This is a genomic window from Desertihabitans aurantiacus, assembly GCF_003344635.1.
GTDB classification, from domain to species: domain Bacteria; phylum Actinomycetota; class Actinomycetes; order Propionibacteriales; family Propionibacteriaceae; genus Desertihabitans; species Desertihabitans aurantiacus.
The window spans coordinates 1-23454 of record NZ_QPKK01000019.1; the positions used below are offsets into that span (position 1 = coordinate 1).

The 23454-nt window shown below is 73.1% G+C and carries 26 protein-coding genes, 1 tRNA gene and 1 other RNA gene; 16 read left to right on the top strand and 12 right to left on the bottom strand.

Translation table 11 applies throughout. The features are described from left to right. Positions 1–102: 102 nt before the first annotated feature. The 5 genes from DVA66_RS03370 to DVA66_RS03390 all read right to left on the bottom strand — a co-directional run bounded on the left by DVA66_RS03370 (position 103) and on the right by DVA66_RS03390 (position 4348). Positions 103–1149, bottom strand: a complete 1047-nt coding sequence (locus DVA66_RS03370; RefSeq protein WP_232821727.1) for an APC family permease — start codon at positions 1147–1149, stop codon at positions 103–105. Positions 1150–1256: 107 nt separating this feature from the next. Then, on the bottom strand, positions 1257–1721 hold the full coding sequence (locus DVA66_RS03375; RefSeq protein WP_232821728.1) for a GatB/YqeY domain-containing protein: 465 nt from the start codon (positions 1719–1721) through the stop codon (positions 1257–1259). Positions 1722–1725: 4 nt separating this feature from the next. Then, positions 1726–3159: an MFS transporter gene (locus DVA66_RS03380; protein WP_198671437.1), complete on the bottom strand. Its 1434-nt coding sequence runs from the start codon at positions 3157–3159 to the stop codon at positions 1726–1728. A gap of 29 nt (positions 3160–3188) precedes the next feature. Continuing rightward, positions 3189–3262 (bottom strand) — tRNA-Val (locus DVA66_RS03385). A gap of 51 nt (positions 3263–3313) precedes the next feature. Then, positions 3314–4348 (bottom strand): ROK family protein, encoded by a 1035-nt coding sequence (locus DVA66_RS03390; RefSeq protein WP_232821729.1) that lies wholly within the window; start codon positions 4346–4348, stop codon positions 3314–3316. A gap of 126 nt (positions 4349–4474) precedes the next feature. On the opposite strand from DVA66_RS03390, the gene prfB reads away from it, so the two are divergent. The 5 genes from prfB (at position 4475) to DVA66_RS03420 (ending at position 9119) form a co-directional block, all read left to right on the top strand. Then, entirely contained in the window at positions 4475–5587 is a 1113-nt protein-coding gene (gene prfB / locus DVA66_RS03395) for a peptide chain release factor 2 (RefSeq protein ID WP_114558779.1), read from the top strand. A 177-nt stretch (positions 5588–5764) separates the two neighbouring features. Continuing rightward, the gene (ftsE, locus tag DVA66_RS03400) at positions 5765–6451 is read left to right on the top strand and encodes a cell division ATP-binding protein FtsE (protein WP_114126758.1); all 687 of its coding nucleotides are present in this window, start codon (positions 5765–5767) and stop codon (positions 6449–6451) included. 53 nt (positions 6452–6504) lie between these two features. Continuing rightward, complete coding sequence (gene ftsX, locus DVA66_RS03405; protein WP_114558780.1) at positions 6505–7404, top strand: permease-like cell division protein FtsX; 900 nt, start codon at positions 6505–6507, stop codon at positions 7402–7404. Between the two features lie 130 nt (positions 7405–7534). Further along, positions 7535–8893: a M23 family metallopeptidase gene (locus DVA66_RS20770; RefSeq protein WP_157973810.1), complete on the top strand. Its 1359-nt coding sequence runs from the start codon at positions 7535–7537 to the stop codon at positions 8891–8893. Between the two features lies 1 nt (position 8894). Then, positions 8895–9119 (top strand): helix-hairpin-helix domain-containing protein, encoded by a 225-nt coding sequence (locus DVA66_RS03420; RefSeq protein WP_114558781.1) that lies wholly within the window; start codon positions 8895–8897, stop codon positions 9117–9119. A 152-nt stretch (positions 9120–9271) separates the two neighbouring features. On the opposite strand, the gene DVA66_RS20775 is transcribed toward DVA66_RS03420, so the two are convergent. Both DVA66_RS20775 and bla read right to left on the bottom strand, forming a co-directional pair. Then, positions 9272–9487, bottom strand: coding sequence for a hypothetical protein (locus DVA66_RS20775; protein ID WP_157973811.1), 216 nt, complete (start codon positions 9485–9487; stop codon positions 9272–9274). A gap of 63 nt (positions 9488–9550) precedes the next feature. Beyond that, positions 9551–10495: a class A beta-lactamase gene (gene bla / locus DVA66_RS03425; RefSeq protein ID WP_198671438.1), complete on the bottom strand. Its 945-nt coding sequence runs from the start codon at positions 10493–10495 to the stop codon at positions 9551–9553. 198 nt (positions 10496–10693) lie between these two features. Between bla and smpB the strand changes: the two genes are divergently transcribed. After that, positions 10694–11194: an SsrA-binding protein SmpB gene (gene smpB / locus DVA66_RS03430; RefSeq protein ID WP_114558783.1), complete on the top strand. Its 501-nt coding sequence runs from the start codon at positions 10694–10696 to the stop codon at positions 11192–11194. 6 nt (positions 11195–11200) lie between these two features. Here the strand turns inward: smpB and DVA66_RS03435 are convergent, their stop codons facing one another. Next, a complete protein-coding gene (locus DVA66_RS03435) occupies positions 11201–11584 on the bottom strand; it encodes an FKBP-type peptidyl-prolyl cis-trans isomerase (RefSeq protein ID WP_114558784.1) in 384 nt (127 codons plus the stop codon). A 102-nt stretch (positions 11585–11686) separates the two neighbouring features. Between DVA66_RS03435 and DVA66_RS03440 the strand changes: the two genes are divergently transcribed. Beyond that, the gene (locus DVA66_RS03440; protein ID WP_198671439.1) at positions 11687–12298 is read left to right on the top strand and encodes a DUF1707 and DUF4870 domain-containing protein; all 612 of its coding nucleotides are present in this window, start codon (positions 11687–11689) and stop codon (positions 12296–12298) included. A gap of 105 nt (positions 12299–12403) precedes the next feature. Then, positions 12404–12771: a transfer-messenger RNA gene (gene ssrA, locus DVA66_RS03445) on the top strand. A gap of 58 nt (positions 12772–12829) precedes the next feature. On the opposite strand, the gene DVA66_RS20780 is transcribed toward ssrA, so the two are convergent. Next, positions 12830–12979, bottom strand: a complete 150-nt coding sequence (locus DVA66_RS20780; RefSeq protein ID WP_157973812.1) for a hypothetical protein — start codon at positions 12977–12979, stop codon at positions 12830–12832. Between the two features lie 108 nt (positions 12980–13087). Here DVA66_RS20780 and DVA66_RS03450 point away from each other — a divergent pair, with 108 nt between their 5' ends. From DVA66_RS03450 to DVA66_RS03460, 3 genes are all read left to right on the top strand, one after another. Then, positions 13088–13405 carry a hypothetical protein gene (locus DVA66_RS03450; RefSeq protein ID WP_114558786.1) on the top strand — a complete coding sequence of 106 codons (318 nt, stop codon included), beginning with the start codon at positions 13088–13090 and terminating at the stop codon, positions 13403–13405. Between the two features lie 9 nt (positions 13406–13414). Next, positions 13415–13663, top strand: a complete 249-nt coding sequence (locus DVA66_RS03455; RefSeq protein ID WP_114558787.1) for a hypothetical protein — start codon at positions 13415–13417, stop codon at positions 13661–13663. Positions 13664–13804: 141 nt separating this feature from the next. Then, entirely contained in the window at positions 13805–15226 is a 1422-nt protein-coding gene (locus DVA66_RS03460) for a Gfo/Idh/MocA family protein (RefSeq protein ID WP_114558788.1), read from the top strand. 11 nt (positions 15227–15237) lie between these two features. On the opposite strand, the gene DVA66_RS03465 is transcribed toward DVA66_RS03460, so the two are convergent. Further along, entirely contained in the window at positions 15238–16770 is a 1533-nt protein-coding gene (locus DVA66_RS03465) for a SulP family inorganic anion transporter (protein ID WP_114558789.1), read from the bottom strand. A 193-nt stretch (positions 16771–16963) separates the two neighbouring features. Between DVA66_RS03465 and DVA66_RS03470 the strand changes: the two genes are divergently transcribed. Beyond that, positions 16964–17329 carry a MerR family transcriptional regulator gene (locus DVA66_RS03470; RefSeq protein WP_198671440.1) on the top strand — a complete coding sequence of 122 codons (366 nt, stop codon included), beginning with the start codon at positions 16964–16966 and terminating at the stop codon, positions 17327–17329. A gap of 43 nt (positions 17330–17372) precedes the next feature. After that, positions 17373–18557: a hypothetical protein gene (locus DVA66_RS03475; RefSeq protein ID WP_114558791.1), complete on the top strand. Its 1185-nt coding sequence runs from the start codon at positions 17373–17375 to the stop codon at positions 18555–18557. Here the strand turns inward: DVA66_RS03475 and DVA66_RS03480 are convergent. Next, on the bottom strand, positions 18505–19233 hold the full coding sequence (locus DVA66_RS03480) for a Pr6Pr family membrane protein (RefSeq protein ID WP_114558792.1): 729 nt from the start codon (positions 19231–19233) through the stop codon (positions 18505–18507). The genes DVA66_RS03475 and DVA66_RS03480 overlap by 53 nt on opposite strands. 9 nt (positions 19234–19242) lie before the next feature. Here DVA66_RS03480 and folP point away from each other — a divergent pair, with 9 nt between their 5' ends. Genes folP through DVA66_RS03495 form a run of 3 tightly spaced genes read left to right on the top strand, consistent with a single transcriptional unit; the run spans position 19243 to position 22279 of the window. Then, complete coding sequence (gene folP, locus DVA66_RS03485) at positions 19243–20208, top strand: dihydropteroate synthase (protein ID WP_198671441.1); 966 nt, start codon at positions 19243–19245, stop codon at positions 20206–20208. Positions 20209–20268: 60 nt separating this feature from the next. After that, positions 20269–21705 carry an NAD-dependent malic enzyme gene (locus DVA66_RS03490; RefSeq protein WP_232821730.1) on the top strand — a complete coding sequence of 479 codons (1437 nt, stop codon included), beginning with the start codon at positions 20269–20271 and terminating at the stop codon, positions 21703–21705. 10 nt (positions 21706–21715) lie between these two features. Then, a complete protein-coding gene (locus DVA66_RS03495; RefSeq protein ID WP_114558794.1) occupies positions 21716–22279 on the top strand; it encodes a YqgE/AlgH family protein in 564 nt (187 codons plus the stop codon). 198 nt (positions 22280–22477) lie between these two features. Here DVA66_RS03495 and DVA66_RS03500 read toward each other — a convergent pair. Then, positions 22478–23454, bottom strand: a 977-nt coding sequence (locus DVA66_RS03500) for a DUF58 domain-containing protein (protein ID WP_198671442.1), incomplete at its 5' end; no start/stop codon positions are given.

Consider the following 23454-nt stretch of genomic DNA (forward strand, 5'->3'; position numbering starts at 1 on the left):
CTCGCCTGGCGCGACGCCGCCGAGCACGGGGACGCCCGCGACCCCGACGCCCCGCTGCGGGCGCTGGACCGGCTGGGCTGAGCCGGCCCGGCACCCCCGGCCTCAGCCGGCCCGGCGGGCGGGTGCGGCGGGACTGGTCTGGTTGAGCCGGCTGTGCCGCCGGGACCAGGCGAAGTAGACGACGACCCCGATGAGGAGCCAGACCACGAACCGGATCCAGGTGTCGAGGTTGAGGTTGAGCATCAGGTAGAGGCAGATCAGCGCGGCCACGACCGGCAGCACCGGCACCAGCGGCACCGTGAACGCCCGGGGCAGGTCGGGACGGGTGCGGCGCAGCACGATGACGCCGATCGAGACCAGGATGAAGGCGGCCAGGGTGCCGATGTCGACCAGCTCGGCCAGGTGAAGCGGTAGGGCGTCCCGAACCGGGGGTGGGTCCTGGCCAGCCCGGAGGGCAGCAAGCCGTCGCGGGCCATCGCGAAAACCGACCCGGGTCTGGCCGAGGAAGAGGATCATGCAGACCACGACCAGCCCGATGCAGGCGCCGATCGCGATCAGGTCGGCCATCACCGGCAGGTCGACGGCGAGGAAGGCGTTGGCCAGCGGGGCGCCGTCGTCGGGGTCGATGTCGCGGAAGCTCTGCATGCCGGTGATGACGAGGCTGACCGCCATGTAGAGCACGGTGACGATGGCCAGCGCGCCGAGGATGCCGATCGGCAGGTCGCGCTGGGGGTTGCGGGCCTCCTCGGCGGTGGTGGCGACGACGTCGAAGCCGATGAAGGCGAGAAAGACCAGGGCGGCCGCGGCGAAGACGCCGCCGACGCCGAACACGTTCGGCTCCAGCCCGAAGAGCGATTGCACCAGCGGCTGGGTGAGGACCCCGCCGGACTCCGCGGACGGCGCCTCGGCCGGCGGCACGAACGGCACCCAGTTGGAGACCCGGACGAAGAAGGCGCCGACGACGACCACGGCCAGCACCACCAGCACCTTGAGCGCGGTGACCACCTGGTTGAGCCGGCTGGACAGCCGCACCCCGGTGACGAGGACGGCGGTGAGCCCGAGCACCAGCAGCCCGGCCGGCAGGTCGATCACGCCGGTCTCGGCCGAGGCGAGCGCCTCGGGCACCGCGAGCGGGGTGTCGGCCAGCACCAGCTGCAGGTAGTCGCTGAAGGAGGTCGTCAGGGCCGCCGAGCCGACGGTGAACTCCCTTCGTTGATCCCCTCGGCCTCGGTGCGGTTCGGGCCCCGGCAGGGCGCTCAGCCCTGCAGCTGGCGCTTCACCTCTGCGGCCACAGCGGCGCCGTCGGCCCGGCCCTTGGTGCGCGGGGTGAGCGCCCCCATCACCCGACCCATGGCCCGCATCCCCTGCTCGGCCGCGCCGGTCTCGGCGATCGCCTCGGCGACCAGCCCGGAGAGCTCCTGCTCGTCCAGCGCCGAGGGCAGGTAGCCGGCGAGCACCTCGGCCTCGGCCCGCTCGCGGGCGGCCAGCTCCTCGCGTCCGGACGCCTCGTAGGCCTCGATCGACTCCGCCCGCTTCTTCGCCTCGCGGACGATGACGTCCATCGTCTGCTCCTCGGTCAGCTCGACCGCCTCCGTCCCGGCCACCTCGGCCTGCTGGATGGCGGTCCACACCGAGCGCAGGGTGCGCGTGCGGTCCGCCTCGCGGGCCTTCATCGCCGCGGTCATGTCGGCGCGGATACGGGACTTCAGGGTGTCGGTCACGGGGTCAGTCTGCCATCGCCCCACCCTCCGGGCGCGGCCCGGACCGGCGCCGACGCAGCAGGTCGACCACGCCCAGGACGAGTGCCCCGGTGACCAGCCCGAGGGTGGCGCGCAGGCTGGCCGAGAGCGCCTTGCCGAGGTCGTCGGGGTGGGCGGCGGCGTAGGCGTAGAAGACGGCCAGCACCACCGCGACGCCGACCGCGCCGCCGACCCGCTGGGCGGTCTGCAGCAGCCCGCCGCCGACACCGGCCCGCACCGGGTCGACTTCGGCCAGGGTGAGGGTGACGTTGGGCGAGATCACCAGCCCGCCGCCGATGCCGGCGAGCAGCAGGAAGGGTGCGAACGCCCAGCCGGCCTGACCGGCGTCGAGCACCGGGGCGAGCAGGTCGACCGCGAGCAGGCCGGCCACGACCAGCACCAGACCGGTGACGACGAGCTTGCGGCCGAGCCGGCTGACCAGCCGGCCCGCCTGCCAGGCCGAGACCGCCGAGCCGACCGCGAACGGCATCTGGGTGAGCCCGGCCTGCAGCGGGGTGTAGCCCAGCCCGTCCTGCAGGTAGAGGGTGATCACCACGAAGACGGCGGTGAACCCGGCGAAGTAGAGGGTGCCCAGCCCCAGCCCGGAGAGGAAGTAGCTGTTGCGCAGCAGCGTCGGGTCGACCAGCGTCTCCTGCCCGCGCCGGCGCCATCGCCGCTCCCACAGCGCGAAGAGCACCAGCAGCACGGCGGCCACGGCCAGCAGCCACCACGGCCGCGACGTCAGCGAGCTCTGCTCGCCCTGCACCAGCGGCAGCAGCACGGTGAACATCGCGGCGGCGAAGAGCAGCACCCCGACCGGGTCGAGGGACTGTCGGCGTCCGTGCCCGGGTGCGGGCAGGTAGCGGTGGGCCAGCACCAGCAGCACCGCGCCGATGGGCACGTTGACGAAGAACACCAGGCGCCAACCGAGGTCGGGCCCGCCCAGGCCGACCAGCACGCCGCCGAGCATCGGCCCGATGGCGGTGGACACCCCGATGGTGGCGCCGAACAGGCCGAAGGCCCGTCCGCGCTCGGCCCCGCTGAACAGGGTCTGGATGAACCCCGACACCTGGGGAGCGATCATCCCGCCGCCCAGACCCTGGGCGACGCGGGCGGCGGCCAGCCAGCCCGGGCCTTGGGCGGCGCCGCAGAGCGCGCTGGCGATGGTGAAGAGGGCCACCCCGGTCATGAACACCGCGCGCCGGCTGCGGGCGTCGCCGAGCCGGCCGGCCGGCACCAGCAGGATGCCGAAGGCCAGCGAGTACCCGGCCACCACCCACTGCACCGTGCTCTCCCCGGCCCCCAGCCCGGTGCGGATGGAGGGGAGTGCGACGTTGACGATGCTGACGTCGAGCAGCGTCATCGCGCCGGCGACGAGGCAGACGAGCAGGGCGCTGCGGCGGTGGTCGGCATCGGGCACCCGCTCACGGTAGATGCCGGCTCCGACGGTGGGCGCAGAGGGACTCGAACCCCCGGCCTACTGCTTGTAAGGCAGTTGCTCTGACCAGCTGAGCTATGCGCCCGCGACCCTGCGGGTCATCGCAGATCCTAACGGCGCGGACGCCGGAGCGCGGTCAGGCCGGCTGCGGTGCCAGGCTGCCCCAGGCGGGCGCCTCACGCAGCGGTCCGTGGCCCGACAGCGCGAGCGCGACGGCCGCGGCCCCGAGCAGGCCGGCATTCTCCAGCTCGGCCGGCAGCACCCGCAGGTCGCGCACGTAGTGCAGGGTGGCGAAGTCGCGCAGGTGGCGGCGCAGCGGCTCGAAGACGACCTCGCCGGCCTTCGACACCCCGCCGCCGATGACGAAGGTGGTGACGTCGAGGTTGGTCGCCAGCTCGGCCACCCCGGCGGCCAGCGCCCGCATGCCCTGCTCGATGGCCTCGACCGCCACCGGGTCACCGGCCGCCGCGTCGAGGGTGAGGGCGCGGGCGTCCGGACCCTCCCAGCCGCCGGCCCGGGCGGCGTTGACCATGCCCGGCCCGCGGGCGTAGAACTCCACGCAGCCGTGGCAGCCGCAGACGCAGCGCGGGCCGAGGAAGTTGACGCTGGTGTGGCCGATGTGGACGGCGTTGCCCGAGGCGCCGGCGAAGAGCACGTTGTCGATCACCGCACCGCCGCCGACCCCGGTCGAGATGACCATCCCCACCATCGAGTCGACGTCGCGGCCGGCGCCGAGCCAGTGCTCGCCCATCGCGATGCAGTGCCCGTCGCCCACCAGCACCGCGGTGGCCGGACGGCCCAGCGCCCCGACGACCGTCCGCAGCACCCGGTCGCGCACCGGCCAGCGCCGCCAGGCCGGCACGTTGACCGGGCTGATCAGGCCCTCGGGCCCGTGCACCGGGCCGGCCGAGCCGATGCCGACCCGCACGTGCGGGCCGACGGCGTCCGCGGCCTGCTCGAGCAGGCCGCCGAGCATGGCGTGGATGGGCACGTAGAGCGCCTCGGGGTCGGGGTCGGTGAGGGTGGGGACGACGTCCTCGGCGAGCACCGTGCCGTCGCCGCCGACCACGGCCGCAGCCACCTTGGTGCCGCCGATGTCGACCGCCAGCACCGCCTCCTCGGCGCCGGCCGGCACCGGGTGCGACGGGGCGGTGGCGGAGGTGCTGCTCACAGGGGCTCCCTTCGGCGGTCAGCCGCGCCGGTGGCGCCGCTGGTCGTCACAGAGCCCCTGATCCTAGGCCCAGACGAACCGGCGACCAGCGGCGTCCACCGGCCCGGAGGCGTAGCATGTGACCTCGTGCCTGCTGATTTCCCTGCCGCCATCTCCGAGCTCGACCGGGCCCTGACCTCGATCGAGACCGTGCTCGACCCCGCCCGCAAGAAGCAGGAGATCGCCGAGCTCGAGCAGCAGGTCTCCGCGCCCGACCTCTGGAACGACCAGGAGAACGCGCAGCGGGTCACCGCGCGGCTGTCGGCGCTGCAGGCCGAGCAGGAGCGGCTGACCTCGCTGCGCAGCCGGCTGGACGACCTCGGCGTCCTGGTGGAGCTGGCCCAGGAGGAGGGTGACGCCGCCAGCCTGGCCGAAGCCGAGACCGAGCTGGCGTCGCTGCGGCGCTCCATCGACGCGCTCGAGGTGCGCACGCTGCTGTCGGGGGAGTACGACGAGCGCGAGGCGGTGGTGACCATCCGCGCCGAGGCCGGTGGGGTGGACGCCGCCGACTTCGCCTCGATGCTGCTGCGGATGTACCTGCGCTGGGCCGAGCGCCACGGCTACGGCACCGAGGTCTACGACGTCTCCTACGCCGAGGAGGCGGGGATCAAGTCGGCCACCTTCGCGGTCAAGACCCCCTTCGCCTACGGCACCCTCTCGGTGGAGCAGGGCACCCACCGGCTGGTGCGGATCTCGCCCTTCGACAACCAGGGACGCCGCCAGACCTCCTTCGCCGGGGTCGAGGTGCTGCCGGTCACGGAGGAGGCCGACCACATCGACATCCCCGAGAACGAGCTGCGGATCGACGTCTTCCGCTCCTCCGGCCCCGGTGGGCAGAGCGTCAACACCACCGACTCCGCGGTGCGGATCACCCACCTGCCCAGCGGCATCGTGGTGTCCTGCCAGAACGAGAAGTCCCAGCTGCAGAACAAGGCGGCGGCGCTGCGGGTGCTGCAGTCCCGGCTGCTCGAGCGGGCCCGCCAGGAGCGCGAGGCCGAGCTCAACGCGCTGCGCGGGGACGGCGGCAACAGCTGGGGCTCCCAGATGCGCTCCTACGTGCTGCACCCGTACCAGATGGTCAAGGACCTGCGCACCGAGCACGAGGAGAGCAACCCCGACGGCATCTTCGACGGCGAGATCGACGCCTTCCTCGACAGCGGCATCCGCTGGCGCCGGAGCGCGGAGCTGGCCGACGCCTGAGGCCCGGCGGCGGGGGAGTTGAGAGCGCGCTGAGAGCCTCTCAACCCGCCGAGCCCGGTCGAATGTGCGACCACGGGAGCAGCGCGACCTAGACTCCCGGTGGACCGGTCACCACCGGGCAGGGCTCTCAGACCCTCCTCGGTCTTCCCTGCGCCTACCCCCGGTCCGACCCTCACCGTGATCCGATTCGACGATGTCAGCAAGACCTACGACGGTCAGCGCCGCGCCGCGCTGAAGAACGTCGACCTCGAGATCGAGAAGGGCGAGTTCGTCTTCCTCGTCGGCCAGTCCGGCTCGGGCAAGTCGACCTTCCTGCGGCTGGTGCTGCGCGAGTACCGGCCCACCCGCGGCCGGATCTTCGTGGCCGGACGCGAGGTGAACCGGCTGCACAACTGGAAGATCCCGGGCCTGCGCCGCCAGATCGGCACGGTGTTCCAGGACTTCCGCCTGCTGCCGGGCAAGACCGTGCACGAGAACGTCGCCTTCGCGCTGCAGGTGATCGGGCGCTCGCGCAAGGACATCCGTCAGCTGGTGCCCGAGACGCTGGAGCTGGTCGGGCTCGAGGGCAAGGGCGACCGGCTGCCCGAGGAGCTGTCGGGCGGTGAGCAGCAGCGGGTGGCGATCGCCCGCGCCTTCGTCAACCGGCCCCGGATCCTCATCGCCGACGAGCCCACCGGCAACCTCGACCCGGCCACCAGCGTCGGGATCATGAAGCTGCTGGACCGGATCAACCGCACCGGCGCCACCGTGGTGATGGCCACCCACGACTCCTCGATCGTCGACCAGATGCGCAAGCGGGTCGTCCAGCTGGCCGACGGCGTCGTCGTCCGCGACCAGGTGAAGGGGGTGTACGGCTACCAGTGAGCACCCCCGACCGCCGTTCCCCCGTCCGCCCACTCGACCAGGACTGCTGACCCATGCGCCACATCTTCTCCGAGACCTGGTCCGGTCTCCGCCGCCACGTCACGATGGTGGTGGCCGTCGTCGTCACCACCTTCGTCTCGCTCACCCTCTTCGGAGCCGGTCTGCTCGTCTACCAGCAGGCCGACCTGCTCAAGGGCCGCTGGTACGACCGGGTCGAGATCTCGGTGTTCCTCTGCACCCAGGCGACCGCCGGTGACAACTGCACCCCCGGTGCTGATATCACCGACGCCGAACGCGAGCAGGTGCGCCAGACGCTGGAATCGAATTCCGAGGTCGCCGCGGTCGAGTTCGAGACCAAGGAACAGGCCTACGCCGAATTCCAGGAGGCATTCGACGGAAGTCCTGTCCAAGATTCTCTGACCGTCGACCAGATGCAGGAGTCGTTCCGGGTGAAGCTGGTCGACCCCGCCCAGTTCGAGGGGGTGGTCAGCGCGGTGGCCGGGCTGCCCGGGGTGCAGGCGGTGCAGGACATGCGCGAGTACCTGCAACCGCTGATCGGGGTGCTGCAGGCCCTGCAGATCGCCGCGATGGCCACCGGCGGCCTGCTGCTGCTGGCCGCCGCGCTGCAGATCGGCAACACCATCCGGATGGCGGCGGTGGCCCGACGGCGCGAGATCGGCATCATGCGGCTGGTCGGCGCCGGGAACCTCTACATCATGGCGCCGTTCCTGCTGGAGTCCTTGATCGCCGGTCTGCTGGGGATCGCGCTGGCCTGCGGGGCCATCGTCGCGATGATCCTGTTCCTCACCGCAAACCCTCAAGTCTCACTCCAGGCTGGAGCCTGGATCGGGTGGCCAGAAGGCATTTTCGCCATGGTGGGGGTTGCGATCGTCGGGATCGTGCTGTCTATAGTGCCGACGATCATCGCCACCCGGCGGTATCTACGAGTATGAGCGAATTCTCTCGGCGGTACCGTCGACGAAGGATTGGGGATCACTGATCGTGACACGGGATCTTCCTCACGCCATTCCCGGCGTTCCCGGACACACCACCTCCCAGACCCTGCGCACCACGCTCCGGCGGGTGCTGCTGTCGGTCGCCGCCGGTGCGGTCGGGCTGTCGCTGTGCCTGTCCACGGCGCAGGCCGACGAGCTCACCGACCGCCGCGACGAGCTGCAGCAGCAGGAGGCCCAGACCCAGCACCAGCTCAACGAGTCCACCGAGGGCCTGAACGACGCGGTCGCCGCCCTGCAGGCCGCCGAGGCCGACCTCAGCGCCGCCGAGGACCGGCTGGCCCAGACCCAGGTGGAGCTCGCGGCCGCTGAGCAGCTGGACGCGGAGATGCAGGAGAAGCTCGACCTGGCCCAGCAGGAGCTGGAGAAGGCCAAGGTCGCGGTGGCCGACAACCAGCTGGCGCTGGACGAGCAGAAGGCCACGGTCGGTGAGGTGGTGCGCGAGGAGTACCAGCAGCGCACCAACCTGATCGGGGTGGCGATGCTGCTGCAGACCGAGAGCCAGTCCGACCTGCAGACCAAGATGCAGTGGTCCACCACGATGTTCGACACCGCCGAGGCCGGCATGGACCGGCTGCGCACCCTGCAGCAGAAGCTGGAGGCCGCCGAGCAGCGCCGCACCGAGATCGAGGAGCAGGTGGCCGCCGACCGCGAGCAGGCGGCGGCGAACCTGGTCGTCAAGCAGAACCTCGAGGCGCAGGCCGAGACCCAGCGCGCGGAGGTGGCCGATCTGGTCGCCGCCTCCGACTCCGCCCGGCAGGCGGCCGAGGAGGAGGTGGCCGCCGACCAGCGCCGCTACGACGAGCTGGTGAGCGAGCGCCAGTCGGTCGAGCAGCGCATCGCGGAGCGGATCGCGGCGGAGAAGAAGGCCGAGGAGGAGCGCCGGGCGCGGGAGGCCCGTGAGGCGCGCGAGGCCGAGGAGCGGGCCGCCCGCGAGCGGGCCGAGTCGCAGCAGAAGTCGTCCTCGAAGAAGTCCTCCCCGTCGAAGAAGTCGGCCCCGAAGAAGTCCGCGCCGAAGAAGTCGGCGAACAAGGACACCAGCTTCAGCATGCCGGTGTCGGGCCCGATCACCTCCAAGTACGGGATGCGGCTGCACCCGGTGCTGGGCTACTGGAAGCTGCACGACGGTACCGACTTCGGCGCCGGCTGCGGGACGCCGATCAAGGCCCCCTACGACGGCCGGGTGAGCGAGCGCTACTTCAACGCCGGCTACGGCAACCGCCTGCTGATCGACCACGGCAAGGTCCGCGGCAGCTACATCACCACCGCGTTCAACCACGCCACCAAGTACACGGTCGGGGTGGGGGACCGGGTCAGCAAGGGCCAGGTGATCGGCTACGTCGGGTCGACCGGCTACTCCACCGGGTGCCACCTGCACCTGATGACGTGGAAGGACGGCACCATGATCAACCCGATGAGCTGGTTCTGAGGTGAGCACCCGGGACGTCCCGGAGCAGGTCGGTGACCTGCCCCGGGTGGGACGTCCCGCCACCAGCGCCCTGCTGGAGGAGGGCGTCACCAGCCTGGAGCAGGTGGCACGGTGGTCGAGGCGCGACCTGCTCGCCCTGCACGGTGTCGGCCCGCGGGCGGTGCGGCTGCTCGAGGAGGCCCTCTCCGAGCGCGGGCTGGCGCTGGCTGAGGAGCCGACCCGCTAGCAGCAGGGCCCAGCCGAGGGCGTCGACCTCGTCCCGAGCCCGGCTGGCTCCCGGTCCCGCCCGCTGTCGGTCGTCCCCGCCGGTGGGGGTGTGGTCGAAGCGTTGTCAGGCCTGCACCGCCATGAGGACGATGCAGCCCGTCAGGGCGCTGATCACGACCGCCTCGGTGAGTTGTCCCTGGCCGATGATGCCGGCCACGACGCGCAGCGAGAGCAGACCGCGCTCACCGACAGCGCCAGGTAGACCCGGTGCTGGGCGCGGGCCCGTCGCGGCGGACCCGCGGTGGCCCGCGACGTGGTGCGGGTGTCCAGGAAGAGCGCGATCACCAGGACGGGGACGACCTGCAGGGTGATCTCGTGGAGGGTCACCGGTCGGACTCCTACCTCGGTCGCGAGTCAGGACCGTGTGCCGACCACCGGGTCAAGCCGGGCTCAGCCGAGTGCGTCCACCACGACCCGGGTGGCCTCGGCGACCAGGGCGTCGTCGTGCTCGGCGTCCACCTCGTCCCGGCTCGACAGGACCGCCAGCACGAGCGGCGCGCGCCCCGGCGGGTGCACCACCGCGATGTCGTTGCGGGTGCCGTAGCCGGCCGTCCCGGTCTTGTCCCCGACCAACCAGCCGCCCGGGACCCCGGCCCGGACGAGCGCGTCCCCGGTGGTGTTGCGCTGCAGCCAGTCGTTGAGCACCTCCCGGTCGCCCGCCGGCAGCGCCTCCTCGACGGCGTAGGCCCGCAGGCTGGTGGCCAGCGCGCGGGGGGTGCTGGTGTCACGCGGGTCGCCCGGCACGGCCGTGTTGAGCTCGGGCTCCAGCCGGTCCACCTGGGTGACCAGGTCGCCGACCTCCTCCAGGGCGGCGTCGAAGCCGGCCGGGCCACCGAGCTCGTCGAGCAGCAGGTTGCCCGCGGTGTTGTCGCTGTAGCGGACCGCGGCGTCGGCCAGCTCGCGCAGGCTCATCCCCTCGGCGAGCCGCTCCTCGGTGACGGGGGAGTACTCGACCAGGTCGTCGGCGTCGAAGCGGACCAGCCGGTCGAGCTCCTCATCGGTGGTCTGCTCGAGCACGGCTGCGGCCGAGAGCGCCTTGTGGGTGGAGGCGTAGGCGAACCGCTCGTCGGCGCGGTGCTCGACGACACGTCCGGAGCCGGTGTCGACGGCGAAGACGCCGAGCCGGGCGTCCCAGCGTGCCTCGAGCTCGGCGAACGCGACGCCGGCGTCGACCGGCGGTGATGCGGGTGCGGGCGCCGGGGTCGTCGCCGTCGCGGGTGGGGCGGGCGGCGGGGCCGGGGGAGGCGTGCAGGCGACGGTCGCCGCCAGGACGGCCGGGACGACGGCCCAGAGCACGGCGCGCAGCGGAGGGGAGGACGGGGCAGGGGTGGTCACCCGGACGATCCTGCGGGGCCACCCGGGTGCCGGACAAAGCCGCGATCCGGCGCCGCCCATGCCGTCCACGCATGGGTCGCGCCGGCGGCCACCGGACCGGGTCGGCGGTCCTCACCGCCGTGCGGGCGGCCGCGGTAGGCTCGTGCGTCCGGCGTCGGCGGTGATGCACCCGTCACGCCGAGCAGGAGAGGACGGACGATGCCGAAGGAGAAGGGCCGCGTGATGGTGGCCCAGAACAAGAAGGCCCGCTTCGACTACCACATCGGCGACACCTACGAGGCCGGTGTGGTGCTGGCCGGCACCGAGGTGAAGTCACTGCGGGCGGGTCGGGCGAACCTGACCGACGCCTTCGTGACCGTCGACGACGGGGAGGCGTGGCTGCGCAACGCCCACGTGCCCGAGTACAGCCACGGCACCTGGACCAACCACACCGCGCGCCGCACCCGCAAGCTGCTGCTGCACCGGCGCGAGATCGAGAAGATCGAGCGCTCGCTCAGCCGCTCCGGCGCGACCGTGGTGCCGCTGTCGCTGTACTTCAGCGACGGCTACGCCAAGGTCGAGATCGCCGTCGCGACCGGTAAGAAGGAGTACGACAAGCGTCAGGCCATCGCCGAGCGCGACTCCAAGCGGGAGGCGGAGAAGGCCCTCGCCGCGCGCAACAAGATCACCGCGCGCAACAAGGGCGTCCGCACCCGCTGAGCCGGCTCAGCGCACCGCGACCAGGTCGCAGACGAAGATGAGGGTCTCGCCCGGGCCGATCACGCCACCGGCGCCGCGCTCGCCGTAGGCCAGGTGCGGGGGGATCACCAGCTGGCGGCGTCCGCCCACCCGCATGCCGGCCACGCCGTCGTCCCAGCCCTTGATGACCATGCCGGAGCCGAGCCGGAAGTCCAGCGGGGCGCCGCGGTTGTAGGAGGCGTCGAACTCCTCGCCACTGCTGTGGGCCACGCCGACGTAGTGCACGCTCACCGTGCTGCCGGGCGTCGCCTCCGGGCCCTCGCCGACGGTGAGGTCGGTGATCTGGAGCTCGGTCGGGGCCGGGCCCTCGGGGAAGTCGACCTCGGGCTTCTCGGGCGTGCTGTTCGTCATGGCCGCGACCCTACCCCGGGCCGCGGGCCCCCGGCCCGGGGCAGGGTGCGTCCAGGGTCACGCCCGATGGAGCGGCCAGGAGCCGCGACGCACAGTGGGAGCATGAACACCATGCACGAGCACCCCAGCCTCAACGAGGCGGTGACCGAGGAGCAGCGCGACCGCGCCGAGGCCTGGTTGGCCGACGCCTACGCCGACGGGCGGATCACCGAGCACGAGTTCGACCGCCGGATCGGCCAGGTGATCTCCGCCGTCACCCGCCGCGACCTCAACCTCGCCTTCTACGGGCTGGTGGAGGTGCCGCGCACCTCCCGGGCGCTCGGGGTGCACCCGGCCTACCAGCCGACCAACGCGGTGGTCGCCCGCGCCGGGACGCAGGTGGGCAAGGGCGCGGCGGCGCTGGGGCACTTCTCCGGCATGTTCAGCAGCTTCTTCGGCCCCGGCCTGGTGTTCCTGCTCTCGCCCGAGGGCAGCTACCCGCGCAAGGAGTCGGCCAAGGCCTTCAACTTCCAGCTGCTCAGCCTGATCTCGCTGATCGTCTCCGGCGTGCTCGCCGGGCCGCTGCCCGACCCGTTCGAGGGCGTGCTGCCGACCATCGTCACCGTGGTGTGGTTCCTCGGCACCATCGTCGGCGGCGCGAAGGCCGCCCAGGGTGACGACTGGCAGAACCCGGCCACCAAGGTCGCCAGGCTGCAGGTGCTGCGGGAGAAGTGATCGGGCAGGGGAATACCGCGCGGTGCTCCGCGGTTGACCCCCCGAAGCCCGAGGGTGCGTGCGAGGCATGGTGCGGAGCGCGTATGGTGGGCGGACAACTTCACAGGGGGTGATCGGTTTCGACTTGGGACAGTAGTCCCAGGGGAAGCGGGCCGAGGATCCAAGGTCAACTCGTTGATGCTCCTTGGAAACCAACAAGTGCCGACTCTAAGCGCACTGACTTCGCTCTCGCTGCCTGAGCAGTGACCGAAGGGTCAGACCGGGTGCCGTCTCCGACCCGGACCCTGGCCTCATCTAGGAGACTTGCTCGTCGCGCTAGGTCCTAGGGCGCGACGGGGACTTCACTAGGGCTGGGCCTGTCCACGACGTGCTGGTGCGAGCGTGGGGGCCGAGAAAACGACTAGCCAGCTGCGCCCGGAGAAGCCCTGGTTCACTTTCCGAGGACGCGGGTTCGATTCCCGCCACCTCCACCCCGTGAGTGCGCGAGGCCGCGCCCGCCGTCGAAGGTGGGCGCGGCCTCGTCGCGTCTGCTCAGCGCTCGACCAGCGTGAAGAAGGTGCTGTCCTCCCCGCTGGCCTTCTCCTCCTGGTAGAGCATCGCCAGGTCGTTCTCGTCGGACGTGGCGAACCACTCGTCCCATTGATGTGCTCCAGCGCGTCCTCCCCCCGTGCCGCCGGACACCCGCCTCCTCCCCCGCGGGTGCCGGCCGTGCGCGCCGGGTGGGGCGTGCGTCGGGGGGCTCCAGCGGGGTACGGGGGAGGGGACAACCGCGATCGGAAGGAGCACGAGATGGGCATCTTCGACAAGATCAAGGACGCCGTCACCGGCGAGGGGGACGAGACCGGCCCCGACACCACCACCGAGCAGGAGGTGGCCAGCACCAGCACCGACAACGGACGCTGGGGTGACGACCACGTCGACGGGGCCGCCGCGCCCGCGGGCGGGACGGTCGGTCCCGGCGACGCCACCTGGGGCGAGCAGATGCCGGCTCCCTCCTCCGCCGAGCCCGGCGCCGAGGTGTCCGGCAGCGGGATGCCGGCCGGTGACACCGGCGGAGCGGTTCCGCAGGACGACACCGCGGCCCCCGCGCCCGACGACCGGGTCTGAGGGCCGTCGATGAGCACTCCCGGCAGCACCGACGAGCCCGACGACACCGGGGACCTGACCACCGAGGCCGGCGGCACCGAGATGGGCCTGCCCGACCCCGACGGCAGCTGGGGCGGCGAGGGCGGCCTGCCGAGCGCCAGCCCCGGGCTGCAGGTGAACGAGGACGACCTCGACCCCGGCCAGCCCGGGTACTCCGGCTCCGGCGGCTACGGCACCAGCGACCCCGACCCGGAAGGCGAGGGCGAGCCGCAGGACTGAGCCCCGCCTCGACTCCTCCTGCACCCCCGGGTCGCTAGCCCGGAGGTGCGGTGCGTCCGGGTCCGGTCCAGACCATTGACAGCGCACGCCGCAGCGGCGAGGGTCGTCGGAACGCCCGCTCACCGACGAGAGGCCACCCCCGTGCCCGACCTGCCCCCGCTGTCCCGTCGCCTGGTCCTGGGTGGAGCCCTGGCCGGCACCGCCGCCGCCACCGGCACCGTCACGACCGCCCTGCCCGCCGCCGCCGAGGTGGTTCCGCAGCCGTCCCCGCCGCGTCCGCGCGGCCAGCAGAGCATGATCGGCGTCCCGTTCGAGCCGCGCGACGTCGTCCGGATCGGTCTGATCGGTCTGGGCAACCGTGGCATGGGGATGCTGCCGGCCTGGGTGGACGTCCCCGGCGCCCAGGTCGTCGCGGTCTGCGACGTCCGCGCCGACCGCACCCGCCGCGCCGCCGACCAGGTGGCCGCGAAGGGGAAGCCCCGTCCCACCGAGTACAGCCGCGGCCGCACCGGTTACCAGCTGATGCTCGTGCGTGAGGAGCTCGACCTCGTCTACATCGCGACCCCGTGGGAGTTCCACCACGAGCAGGGCGTGGCCGCGCTGCGCACCGGCGCCCACGTCGGTGTGGAGCTGCCGGTGGCCACCGAGCTCGACGAGCTGTGGGACCTCGTCGACACCTCGGAGAAGACGCGGCGCCACCTGTGGCTGATGGAGAACTGCAGCTACGGCCGCAACGAGCTGGCGATGCTGCGGATGGCCCACGACGGCGTGTTCGGCGACATCACGAACGGTCACGGCGGCTACCTGCACGACCTGCGCGAGCTGCTCTTCGCCGACGGCTACTACACCGACGACTGGCGCCGGCTCTGGCACACCCGCAGCCGGGCCAGCTTCTACCCGATGCACGGGCTCGCCCCGATCGCGGCCGCGATGGACATCAACCGCGGCGACCGGATGGTCACCCTGCAGGCCACCGACACCCCGGCGAGGGGGCTGGCCGACTACCGCGAGCGGTTCGTGCCACGCGACCACCGCTCCTGGGACGAGACCTACGTCAACGGCGACCTCGTCACCTGCCTCATCGGCACCGAGCAGGGCCGCGTCATCCGCGCCGAGCACGACGTCAGCTCACCGCGGCCCTACAGCCGGATCAACACCCTGGCCGGCTCCCGCGGCATCCTCGAGGACTACGCCGGCACCGACGAGACCGGTGCGCGGGTCTACCTCGAGCCGCACCACGACGGGCACGCCTGGCGCGGCTTCGCCGAGGTGCGCGCCGAGTACGACCACTGGCTGTGGAAGAAGCTGGGCGACGAGGCGGCCAACGGCGGTCACGGCGGGATGGACTACCTGCTCCAGTGGCGGGTGGTGCAGCAGATGCGGGCCGGGCTGGTCCCCGACATCGACGTCTACGACGCCGCCGCCTGGTGCTCCCCGGTGCCGCTCAGCGTCGCCTCGCTGGAGGCCGACGGGGCGCCGGTCGAGGTGCCGGACTTCACCCGCGGGCAGTGGCAGGAGCCGCGTCCGGGGCTGGACTCGGACGAGACGGACATGCCTGACTGACGCCGGTCGGCTCAGCCCTCGCCGCCGAGGGTGCCGCTGAGCCGGCCGTGGCGGGCGGCGCTGGCCTCGTTCAGCCCGACGATCTGCACCTGCTTGTCGTGGCGCTCGTACTTGGTGACGACGGCGTCCAGCGCGGCCACCGTGGAGGCGTCCCAGATGTGGCTGTCGCGCATGTCGACGACCACCCGGGCCGGGTCGGCGACGTAGTCGAACTGGGTGGTGAGGTCGTTGCTGGAGGCGAAGAACAGCTCGCCGTCGACGTGGTAGTGCGCCACCGGCCCGTCCTCGCCCTCGCGCAGCGTCCGCGTCACGGTGGCGAAGTGGGCCACCCGCCGGGCGAAGACCACCATCGCGGTCAGCACCCCGACGCCGACCCCGATGGCCAGGTTGTGGGTGGCCACCACGACGGCCACCGTCACCACCATCACCGCGGTCTCGCCCAGCGGCATCCGGCGCAGGGTGGAGGGGCGGACGCTGTGCCAGTCGAAGGTCGCCACCGAGACCATCACCATCACCGCGACCAGCGCCGCCATCGGCATCAGCGCCACCACGTCGCCCAGCACCACCACCAGCACCAGCAGGAAGGCCCCGGCCTGGAAGGTGGAGATCCGCGTGCGGGCCCCGGAGACCTTCACGTTGATCATGGTCTGGCCGATCATCGCGCAGCCGCCCATCCCGCCGAGCAGGCCCGAGGCGATGTTGGCCACGCCCTGCCCCCACGACTCCCGGGTCTTGTCCGAGCCGGAGTCGGTGATGTCGTCGACCAGCTTGGCCGTCATCAGCGACTCCAGCAGCCCGACCATCGCCATCGCCAGCGCGGTCGGGCCGATGATCTGCAAGGTGTCCAGCGTCAGCGGCACCTGCGGCAGGAAGAAGGCGGGAAGGCTGTCGGGCAGGGCGCCCTGGTCGCCGACGTCGGGCAGCGAGAGCCCGGCCACCAGGGTCACCACGGTGAGCAGCACGATCGCCACCAGCGGTGCCGGCACCACCTTGGTGAGGCGGGGGAAGAGCACGATGATCGCAATCCCGACCCCCACCATCGGGTAGACCAGCCAGGGCACCGACCGGGGGTCGAGGTGGGGCAGCTGCGCGAGGAAGATGAGGATCGCCAGCGCGTTGACGAAGCCGACCATCACGCTGCGCGGGATGAAGCGCATCAGCCTCGCCACCCCGAGCAGGCCGAGGACGATCTGCAGGACCCCGGCGAGCAGCACGGTGGCGATGAAGTAGTCGAAGCCGTGGTCGCGCATCATCGGGGCGATCACCAGCGCGACCGCACCGGTGGCGGCGCTGATCATGGCCGGGCGTCCGCCGACGAAGGCGATGGTCACCGCCATCACGAAGGAGGAGAACAGCCCCACCCGCGGGTCCACGCCGGCGATGATCGAGAAGGAGATGGCCTCGGGGATCAGCGCGAGCGCCACCACCAGCCCCGCGAGCACCTCCCGCAGCAGCACCCGCGGCGTGCGCAGCGCGGTCAGCACGGTCGGGTTGGTGCTGGTCCGCGCGCTCGGCGCAGGCGGCGGGACGGTGTCGGCGGACATGCGGTCTCCCAGCGGCGTTTCGGGACGGGGGACGGCGACGCTGCCGCCGGAGGGTCGGGTGCGGGCGCTACGGTGTCGGCCTGCCGGACGGCACCGGCCACCCGCTCCGCGGGCAGGAAATCTACCACCACGTGAGGGTTGCATGCGACAGGCGTCCGACGGCCGGAAACCCGAAGGTCGTGCTGCCCGGACCATGCACATCGGTGAGCTCGCCGAACGCACCGGGCTCTCGTTGCGCACCATCCGCCACTACGACGAGGTGGACCTGCTCAAGCCGTCCGGCCGCACCGACGGCGGGTTCCGGCTCTACACCGAGGACGACCTGGACCGGCTGCTGCTGATCCGCCGGATGAAGCCGCTGGGCTACAGCCTGGAGGAGATGGCGGCGTTGCTGCGCGTCATCGACGCCCTGTCCGACGGCCGGGCCGGGACTGAGGAGCGGGCCCGGCTGAGCGACCTGGTGGCCGAGACCGAGCGCCGGCGCGACCGGTTGGCCCAGCAGGTGGCGTGGGCCGAGGAGTTCCTGGCGCTGCTGCGCTCCCACGTCCCCGGCGACTGACCCCGCACCACCGCCTCCACGGGCGGCCTGGAGATACTGGGGCATGAGCGTCGACGAGGACGGCGACGACCGGGTCGACCACCTCGACCCCGACCCGCCGGGCCCGGCCGGTCGGCGGCTGCTGCTGGCCGGCACCGCCGTGGTGGTCGCGGTGGCCCTGGCGGTGGCGGTGGCACTGGCCCGTCCGGAGGAGCAGAGCGCGCCGGCACCCAGCCCACAGCCGACCTCCACCGAGGGCCCGCCCTCGTCACCGACCCCGCGCCGGCCGTCCGGCGAGGACGCCCCGCCGGTTCCGGACAGCCTCGGCCGTCCGCTGCTGGCCGACGCGGACCCGGGCTGGGAGCTGTTCGCCCAGACCGCCACCGACCTGTTCCGGATCCAGCTCGCCACCGGTGACCTCACCCGCACCGCGACCCGGATCGCCGGCGCGCCCGGGCGCTCGGCGGTGGTCGCGGTGGGGGAGCGGGAGGTGCTCATCCACGCCGCCGAGTCCGGGACGAGCGACCTGGTCCGCGACGGTGAGCCGGCGCGCCGGGTGCGGTTCGAGGAGACGATGCGTGGCGCCCAGCTGGTGCCCGGTCCGACGGGGACGGTGTGGCAGGTCAGCGGGGCGGGCGGGGGAGAGATCACGGTCGGCCGGTGGAGCCTCGCCGGCGAGCCGGTCACCCCGACCGACCGGCTCCCCGGTCTGCTGGGGTGGGGCGCGAGCACCGGCGACGGCGCCGGCGGGCTGCTGCTCTCGGGGGTGGGCGGGGTCTGGCTGCTCGACGCCGAACAGCCGCCGCGGCGGGTGACCCGCGGCCGGGTGCTGGCGGCCGGTCCCCGGGTGCTGCTCACCGTCGACTGCGACGACCGACTGCGCTGCCAGCGGATCGTCCACGACCGGCGGACCGGCACCGACCGGGTGCTCGGCCCGGCCCGTCCCGACGACGCCGGTCGCTACCCGGGGTCCGCCTCCACCTCCCCCGACGGCCGCTGGTTGGTCGAGCCCGGCAGCTTCGCCCGCGGCGGCTACCGGGTGGTCGACCTCGCGACGAACCGGGAGGTCGCCGCGCTGGAGGCCGAGCTGGGGTTCGCCGATCCGGCCGGTTCGGCCGTCTGGACGCCGGACAACCGGCTGCTGCTCGTGGCCGAGGGCCGCCTCGTCGTGGTCGACCCGGTCGCCGGCCGCTCCGTCACCCCCGACGTCCCGCTGGCGGGGGTGCGACGGATCGCGCTGCGGGCCTGACGTCCGCGAGCGGTGCCGGCAGCCGCCGGTCTCCCAGCAGGACCAGCGCGAGGACGACCAGGAAGGCGACGGCGATGCCGAGGCAGGCCAGCGCCACCGCGCCGGTGCCGTTGCGCTGCACGTCGAGGAAGGGGTACGGGTACCAGCCCGTGCCGAGGCCGACGAGGAGGGTGCAGAGCGTCCACAGCACCGGCCAGACCAGCACGGCGCCGGCCATCCCGACCGACGCCTGACCACGGGGGCCGACCAGCAGCCAGCCCAGCACCGCGAGCACCGGCACCACGATGTGGAGCAGGGTGTCGGTCACGGCGCGCCAGCCCTCGAGGTCGAGCAGCGGCCGCAGCAGGAACCAGTGCACCACCCCGGTGACGCTGATGCCCATCAGCGAGGCGAGCCGGATCCAGCGCAGCAGGCGGACCGCCCGGGGGTCCGGGTCGGCGCGGAGGGCGGCGAGCCACAGGCAGCCGACCGCCACCAGGACGTTGGACTGGATGGTGAAGTAGCTGACCAGCCGGACCAGGGCCAGCCAGGTCGGCGGCGGGGTGCCGTCGGGCAGCAGCGCCGCCTGTCCCGCCAGGACGAGGACCAGCTGCACCACCAGGGCGACCACCGCCACCGCGCCGGTCAGCCCCAGCACCAGCCGCGGCAGCGGACGCAGCACGAGGTCCTCGCTCACCCGAGAACCGTGGCAGCCGCGACCCGCCGCGGCAAGGGGGTGCGGCCGGTGTGGTGGGATGACGCCGTGCCCAGCGACGTCCCCGACCCCCGCCACCCGGTGCTGCACACACCGCGGCGCCGGTTCGGCCGTCGCGAGGTCGACCTCGGCGCCCGGGTCGCGGTGATGGCGATCGTCAACCGCACCCGCGACTCCTTCTTCGACCGCGGCCGCACCTTCTCCCTGGACGCCGCCACCGAGGCCTGCCTGCGCGCCGCCGAGCAGGGCGCGGACCTGGTCGACATCGGCGGGGTGCCGTTCTCCCCCGACGCCGAGCCGGTCGGCCCGGCCGAGGAGCTGGACCGGGTGCTGCCGCTGGTGGAGGCGGTCACCGCGCGCAGCGACGTCGGGGTCTCGGTCGACACCACGCGCGCCGAGGTGGCCGAGGCGGTGGTGGCCGCCGGGGCCGCGGTGATCAACGACACCTCCGGGCTGCACGACCCGCGGATGGCCGAGGTGGCCGCGGCCAGCGGGGCCCAGCTGGTGCTCACCCACTCCCTGGCCGAACCGGGCCGGCACCTGTCCCGCCCACCCCGCTACGACGACGTCGTCGCCGAGGTGCTGGCCCACCTCGAGCAGCGGGTGACCACCGCGGTGGCCGCCGGGGTGGGCCTGGACCAGCTGGTCGTCGACCCCGGACCGGACCTCAACAAGAACACCCGGCACACGCTCGCCCTGGTGGCCGGGTTCGCCCGGTTCACCACCCTCGGACTGCCGACGCTGGTCGCGGTGTCGAACAAGGACTTCATCGGCGAGACGCTGGACCGGGAGAAGCCCGGACGCCTGCCCGGCACGCTGGCCGCCACGGTGGCCTGCGTGCTCGCCGGCGGACGGGTGGTGCGCGCCCACGACGTGGTCGCCACCGTCGACGCGGTGCGGATGGTGGAGGCCGTCCTCGGGCTGCGCGAACCGGCCTTCCTGCGGCACAACGTGTGACCGGGCACACGACGACCGGCGTGCCCGCCACCGGCGGGGACGCGTGAGAGCATGGCCGACGTGACCTCACCGCGTACCCGGGCCCTCTCGGTGGCCTACTCCATCACCGTCCGCATCCTCGCCCCCGCCGGCGGGCAGGCCGTCAGCCAGCTCACCCGCACGGTGGAGGCCGCCGGTGGCGCGGTGACGGCCCTCGACGTCTCGGACTCCGGGCAGGCCCAGGTCCAGATCGACGTCACCATCGGCGCCAGCTCCACCGAGCACTCGGCGGAGGTGGTGGAGGCCCTCGGCCAGATCGAGGGCGTCACCGTCAGCCGGGTCTCCGACCGCACCTTTCTCATGCACCTGGGCGGCAAGCTGGAGACCGCGCCGCGGCACCAGATCCGCACCCGTGACGACCTGTCGATGATCTACACCCCCGGGGTGGCCCGGGTCTGCATGGCCATCGCGGAGAACCCCGAGGACGCCCGCCGGCTCACCATCAAGCGCAACTCGGTCGCCGTCATCACCGACGGGACGGCCGTGCTCGGTCTGGGCGACATCGGCCCCAAGGCCGCCATGCCGGTGATGGAGGGCAAGGCGGTGCTGTTCAAGCGGTTCGCCGACATCGACGCCTGGCCGCTGTGCCTGGACACCACCGACCCCGACGAGATCGTCAGCGTGGTCAAGGCGGTGGCGCCCGGGTTCGCCGGGATCAACCTCGAGGACATCTCCGCCCCGCGCTGCTTCGAGATCGAGGCCCGGCTGCGCGAGGCCCTCGACATCCCCGTCTTCCACGACGACCAGCACGGCACCGCGATCGTGGTGCTGGCCGCGCTCTACAACGCGCTGCGGGTGGTGCAGAAGGAGCTCGGCGACGTCCGGATCGTCATGTCCGGCGCCGGGGCGGCCGGCACCGCGATCCTCAAGGTGCTGCTGGCCGCCGGCGCCCGGCACGTGGTGGTCGCCGACATCAACGGCGTGGTCCACCGCGACCGCGGCGGGCTGAACGACAACCTGCGCTGGATCGCCGAGCACACCAACGCCGAGGGCTTCACCGGCACCCTCAAGCAGGCGCTGGCCGGGGCCGACGTGTTCGTCGGCGTCTCCGCGCCCGGGGTCATCGACGCCGACGACGTGGAGACCATGGCCGACCGCTCGGTGGTGTTCGCGCTGGCCAACCCGACCCCCGAGATCGACCCGGCCGAGGCGTCCCTGCACGCCGAGGTGGTGGCCACCGGGCGCTCGGACTTCCCCAACCAGATCAACAACGTGCTGGCCTTCCCCGGTGTCTTCCGGGGTCTGCTGGACGCCCGCAGCCACAACATCTCGATGTCGCTGCTGATCGCGGCCGCCCGCGCCCTGGCCGGGGTGGTGGCCGACGACCAGCTCAACGCCAGCTACATCATGCCCAGCGTCTTCCACCCCGACGTGCACGACCACGTCGCCGCCGCGGTGCGCGAGGCCGCCGGCGGTGCTGCCGAGCTGCCGGAGGTGTCCGGCGACGCCGTCCTGTGAGGACGCTGCGGTGAGCGCCCGCGACCCGCGACCCGGTGACCTGCTGGTCGCCGCCATCGGGCCCGGCGACCCCGTCTTCGAACGGACGGTGGTGCTCATCCTGGACGCCGACGGCGACGGCGCCCTCGGGGTGGTGCTCAACCAGCTGGCCGACCTGCCGCTGAGCGCGGTGCTGCCGGACTGGGTGGAGCGGGTCAGCGAGCCCCAGGTGCTCTTCCGCGGCGGCCCGGTCTCCCCGAACGGGGCGATCTGCGTCGCCGCGCTGGCCAACCGCTCCGAGGAGCCGCCGGGGTTCCGGCCGCTGTTCGGCACCATCGGGCTGCTGCACCTGGACACCCCGCTGGAGATCGTCACCGGCGCCTACGACGACATGCGGATCTTCGCCGGCTACGCCGGGTGGAGCCCCGGGCAGCTGGAGTCCGAGCTCGCCGACCGGCACTGGTACGTCGTCCCGTCGCGCTACGACGACGTCTTCGGCCCCGACCCGACCACCCTGTGGCGCCGGGTGCTGCGCCGCCAGCCCAACCGCCTGGCCTTCCTCAGCAGCTGGACCGAGGACCCCGAGCTCAACTGATCGCCACCCCCGCTCCGGGCGCGCCCGGCGGCCCTCACACACGTTCGCGGGACGCCACCCACGCTGCAGCCGGTGTGCCGGTGCGCGAAGGTGTGTGAAGGTCCGGGGCGGCGCGCGTCCGGCGGCCCCTCACACACCTTGGCGGGACGGCACCCATGCTGCAGCCGTGTGTGCCGGTGCGCGAAGGGGTGTGTGGGCTCAGACCTGGCCGGTGCGGCGCAGGGCGAGGTAGTGGTCGGCGACCTCGGGGGCGAAGCGGTCCGGCGGGGCGGAGACCACGCTGATCCCAGCGCGTCGCAGCCGGGCGGCGGTGCGTTCGCGACGGTCCAGCTCGCCCTGGGCGGCCGCGGCGGCGTAGGCGTCGGCGGGGCTGTCGCGGGCGGCCAGCAGCTCCTCGGTGCGCGGGTCGGAGACCGAGGCCACCACCAGCCGGTGCCGGCGCAGCAGCGGGGCGAGCGCCGGCAGCAGCCCCTCGCCGACCGTCGCCTCGTCCAGGGCGGTCAGCAGCACCACCAGGGAGCGCTGCCCGACCCGGGCACCGATCTCGCCGACCAGGGAGCGGTGCGCGGTCTCGGTCAGCACCGGCTCGACGTCGGCCATCGCCTGCACCATCGCCGAGAGCAGCTCACCCGTGCCGACCCGGCGGACGTCGGCGCGCACCCGCCGGTCGGCGGCCAGCAGGTCCACCCGGTCCCCGGCACGGCTGGCCAGCGCGGCCAGCAGCAGCGCGGCGTCCATCGCGTGGTCGAGCCGCGGCTGGTCGCCGACCCGCGCGGCCGAGGTGCGACCGGAGTCGAGGACGACCAGCACGTGCCGGTCCCGCTCGGGCCGCCAGGTGCGCACCACCACGGTGGCCGAGCGCGCGGTGCCGCGCCAGTCGATGGAGCGGACGTCGTCACCGGGCACGTACTCGCGCAGGCTGTCGAACTCGGTGCCCTGCCCGCGCTGCAGCAGGCTGGTCCGCCCGTCCAGCTCGCGCAGCCGCGACAGCCGGCTCGGCAGGTGCCGACGGCTGCTGAACGGTGGCAGCACCCGCACCGTCCAGGGCGCCTCGTGGTCGGCCTGCCGGCCGGCGAAGCCGAGCGGCCCCAGCACCCGCACCGTCACCGGCCCGGCGCGCCGGTCCCCGCGCCGGGTGGGGTGCAGCACGGTGGTGTGGCGGCGCCGCTGCCCGG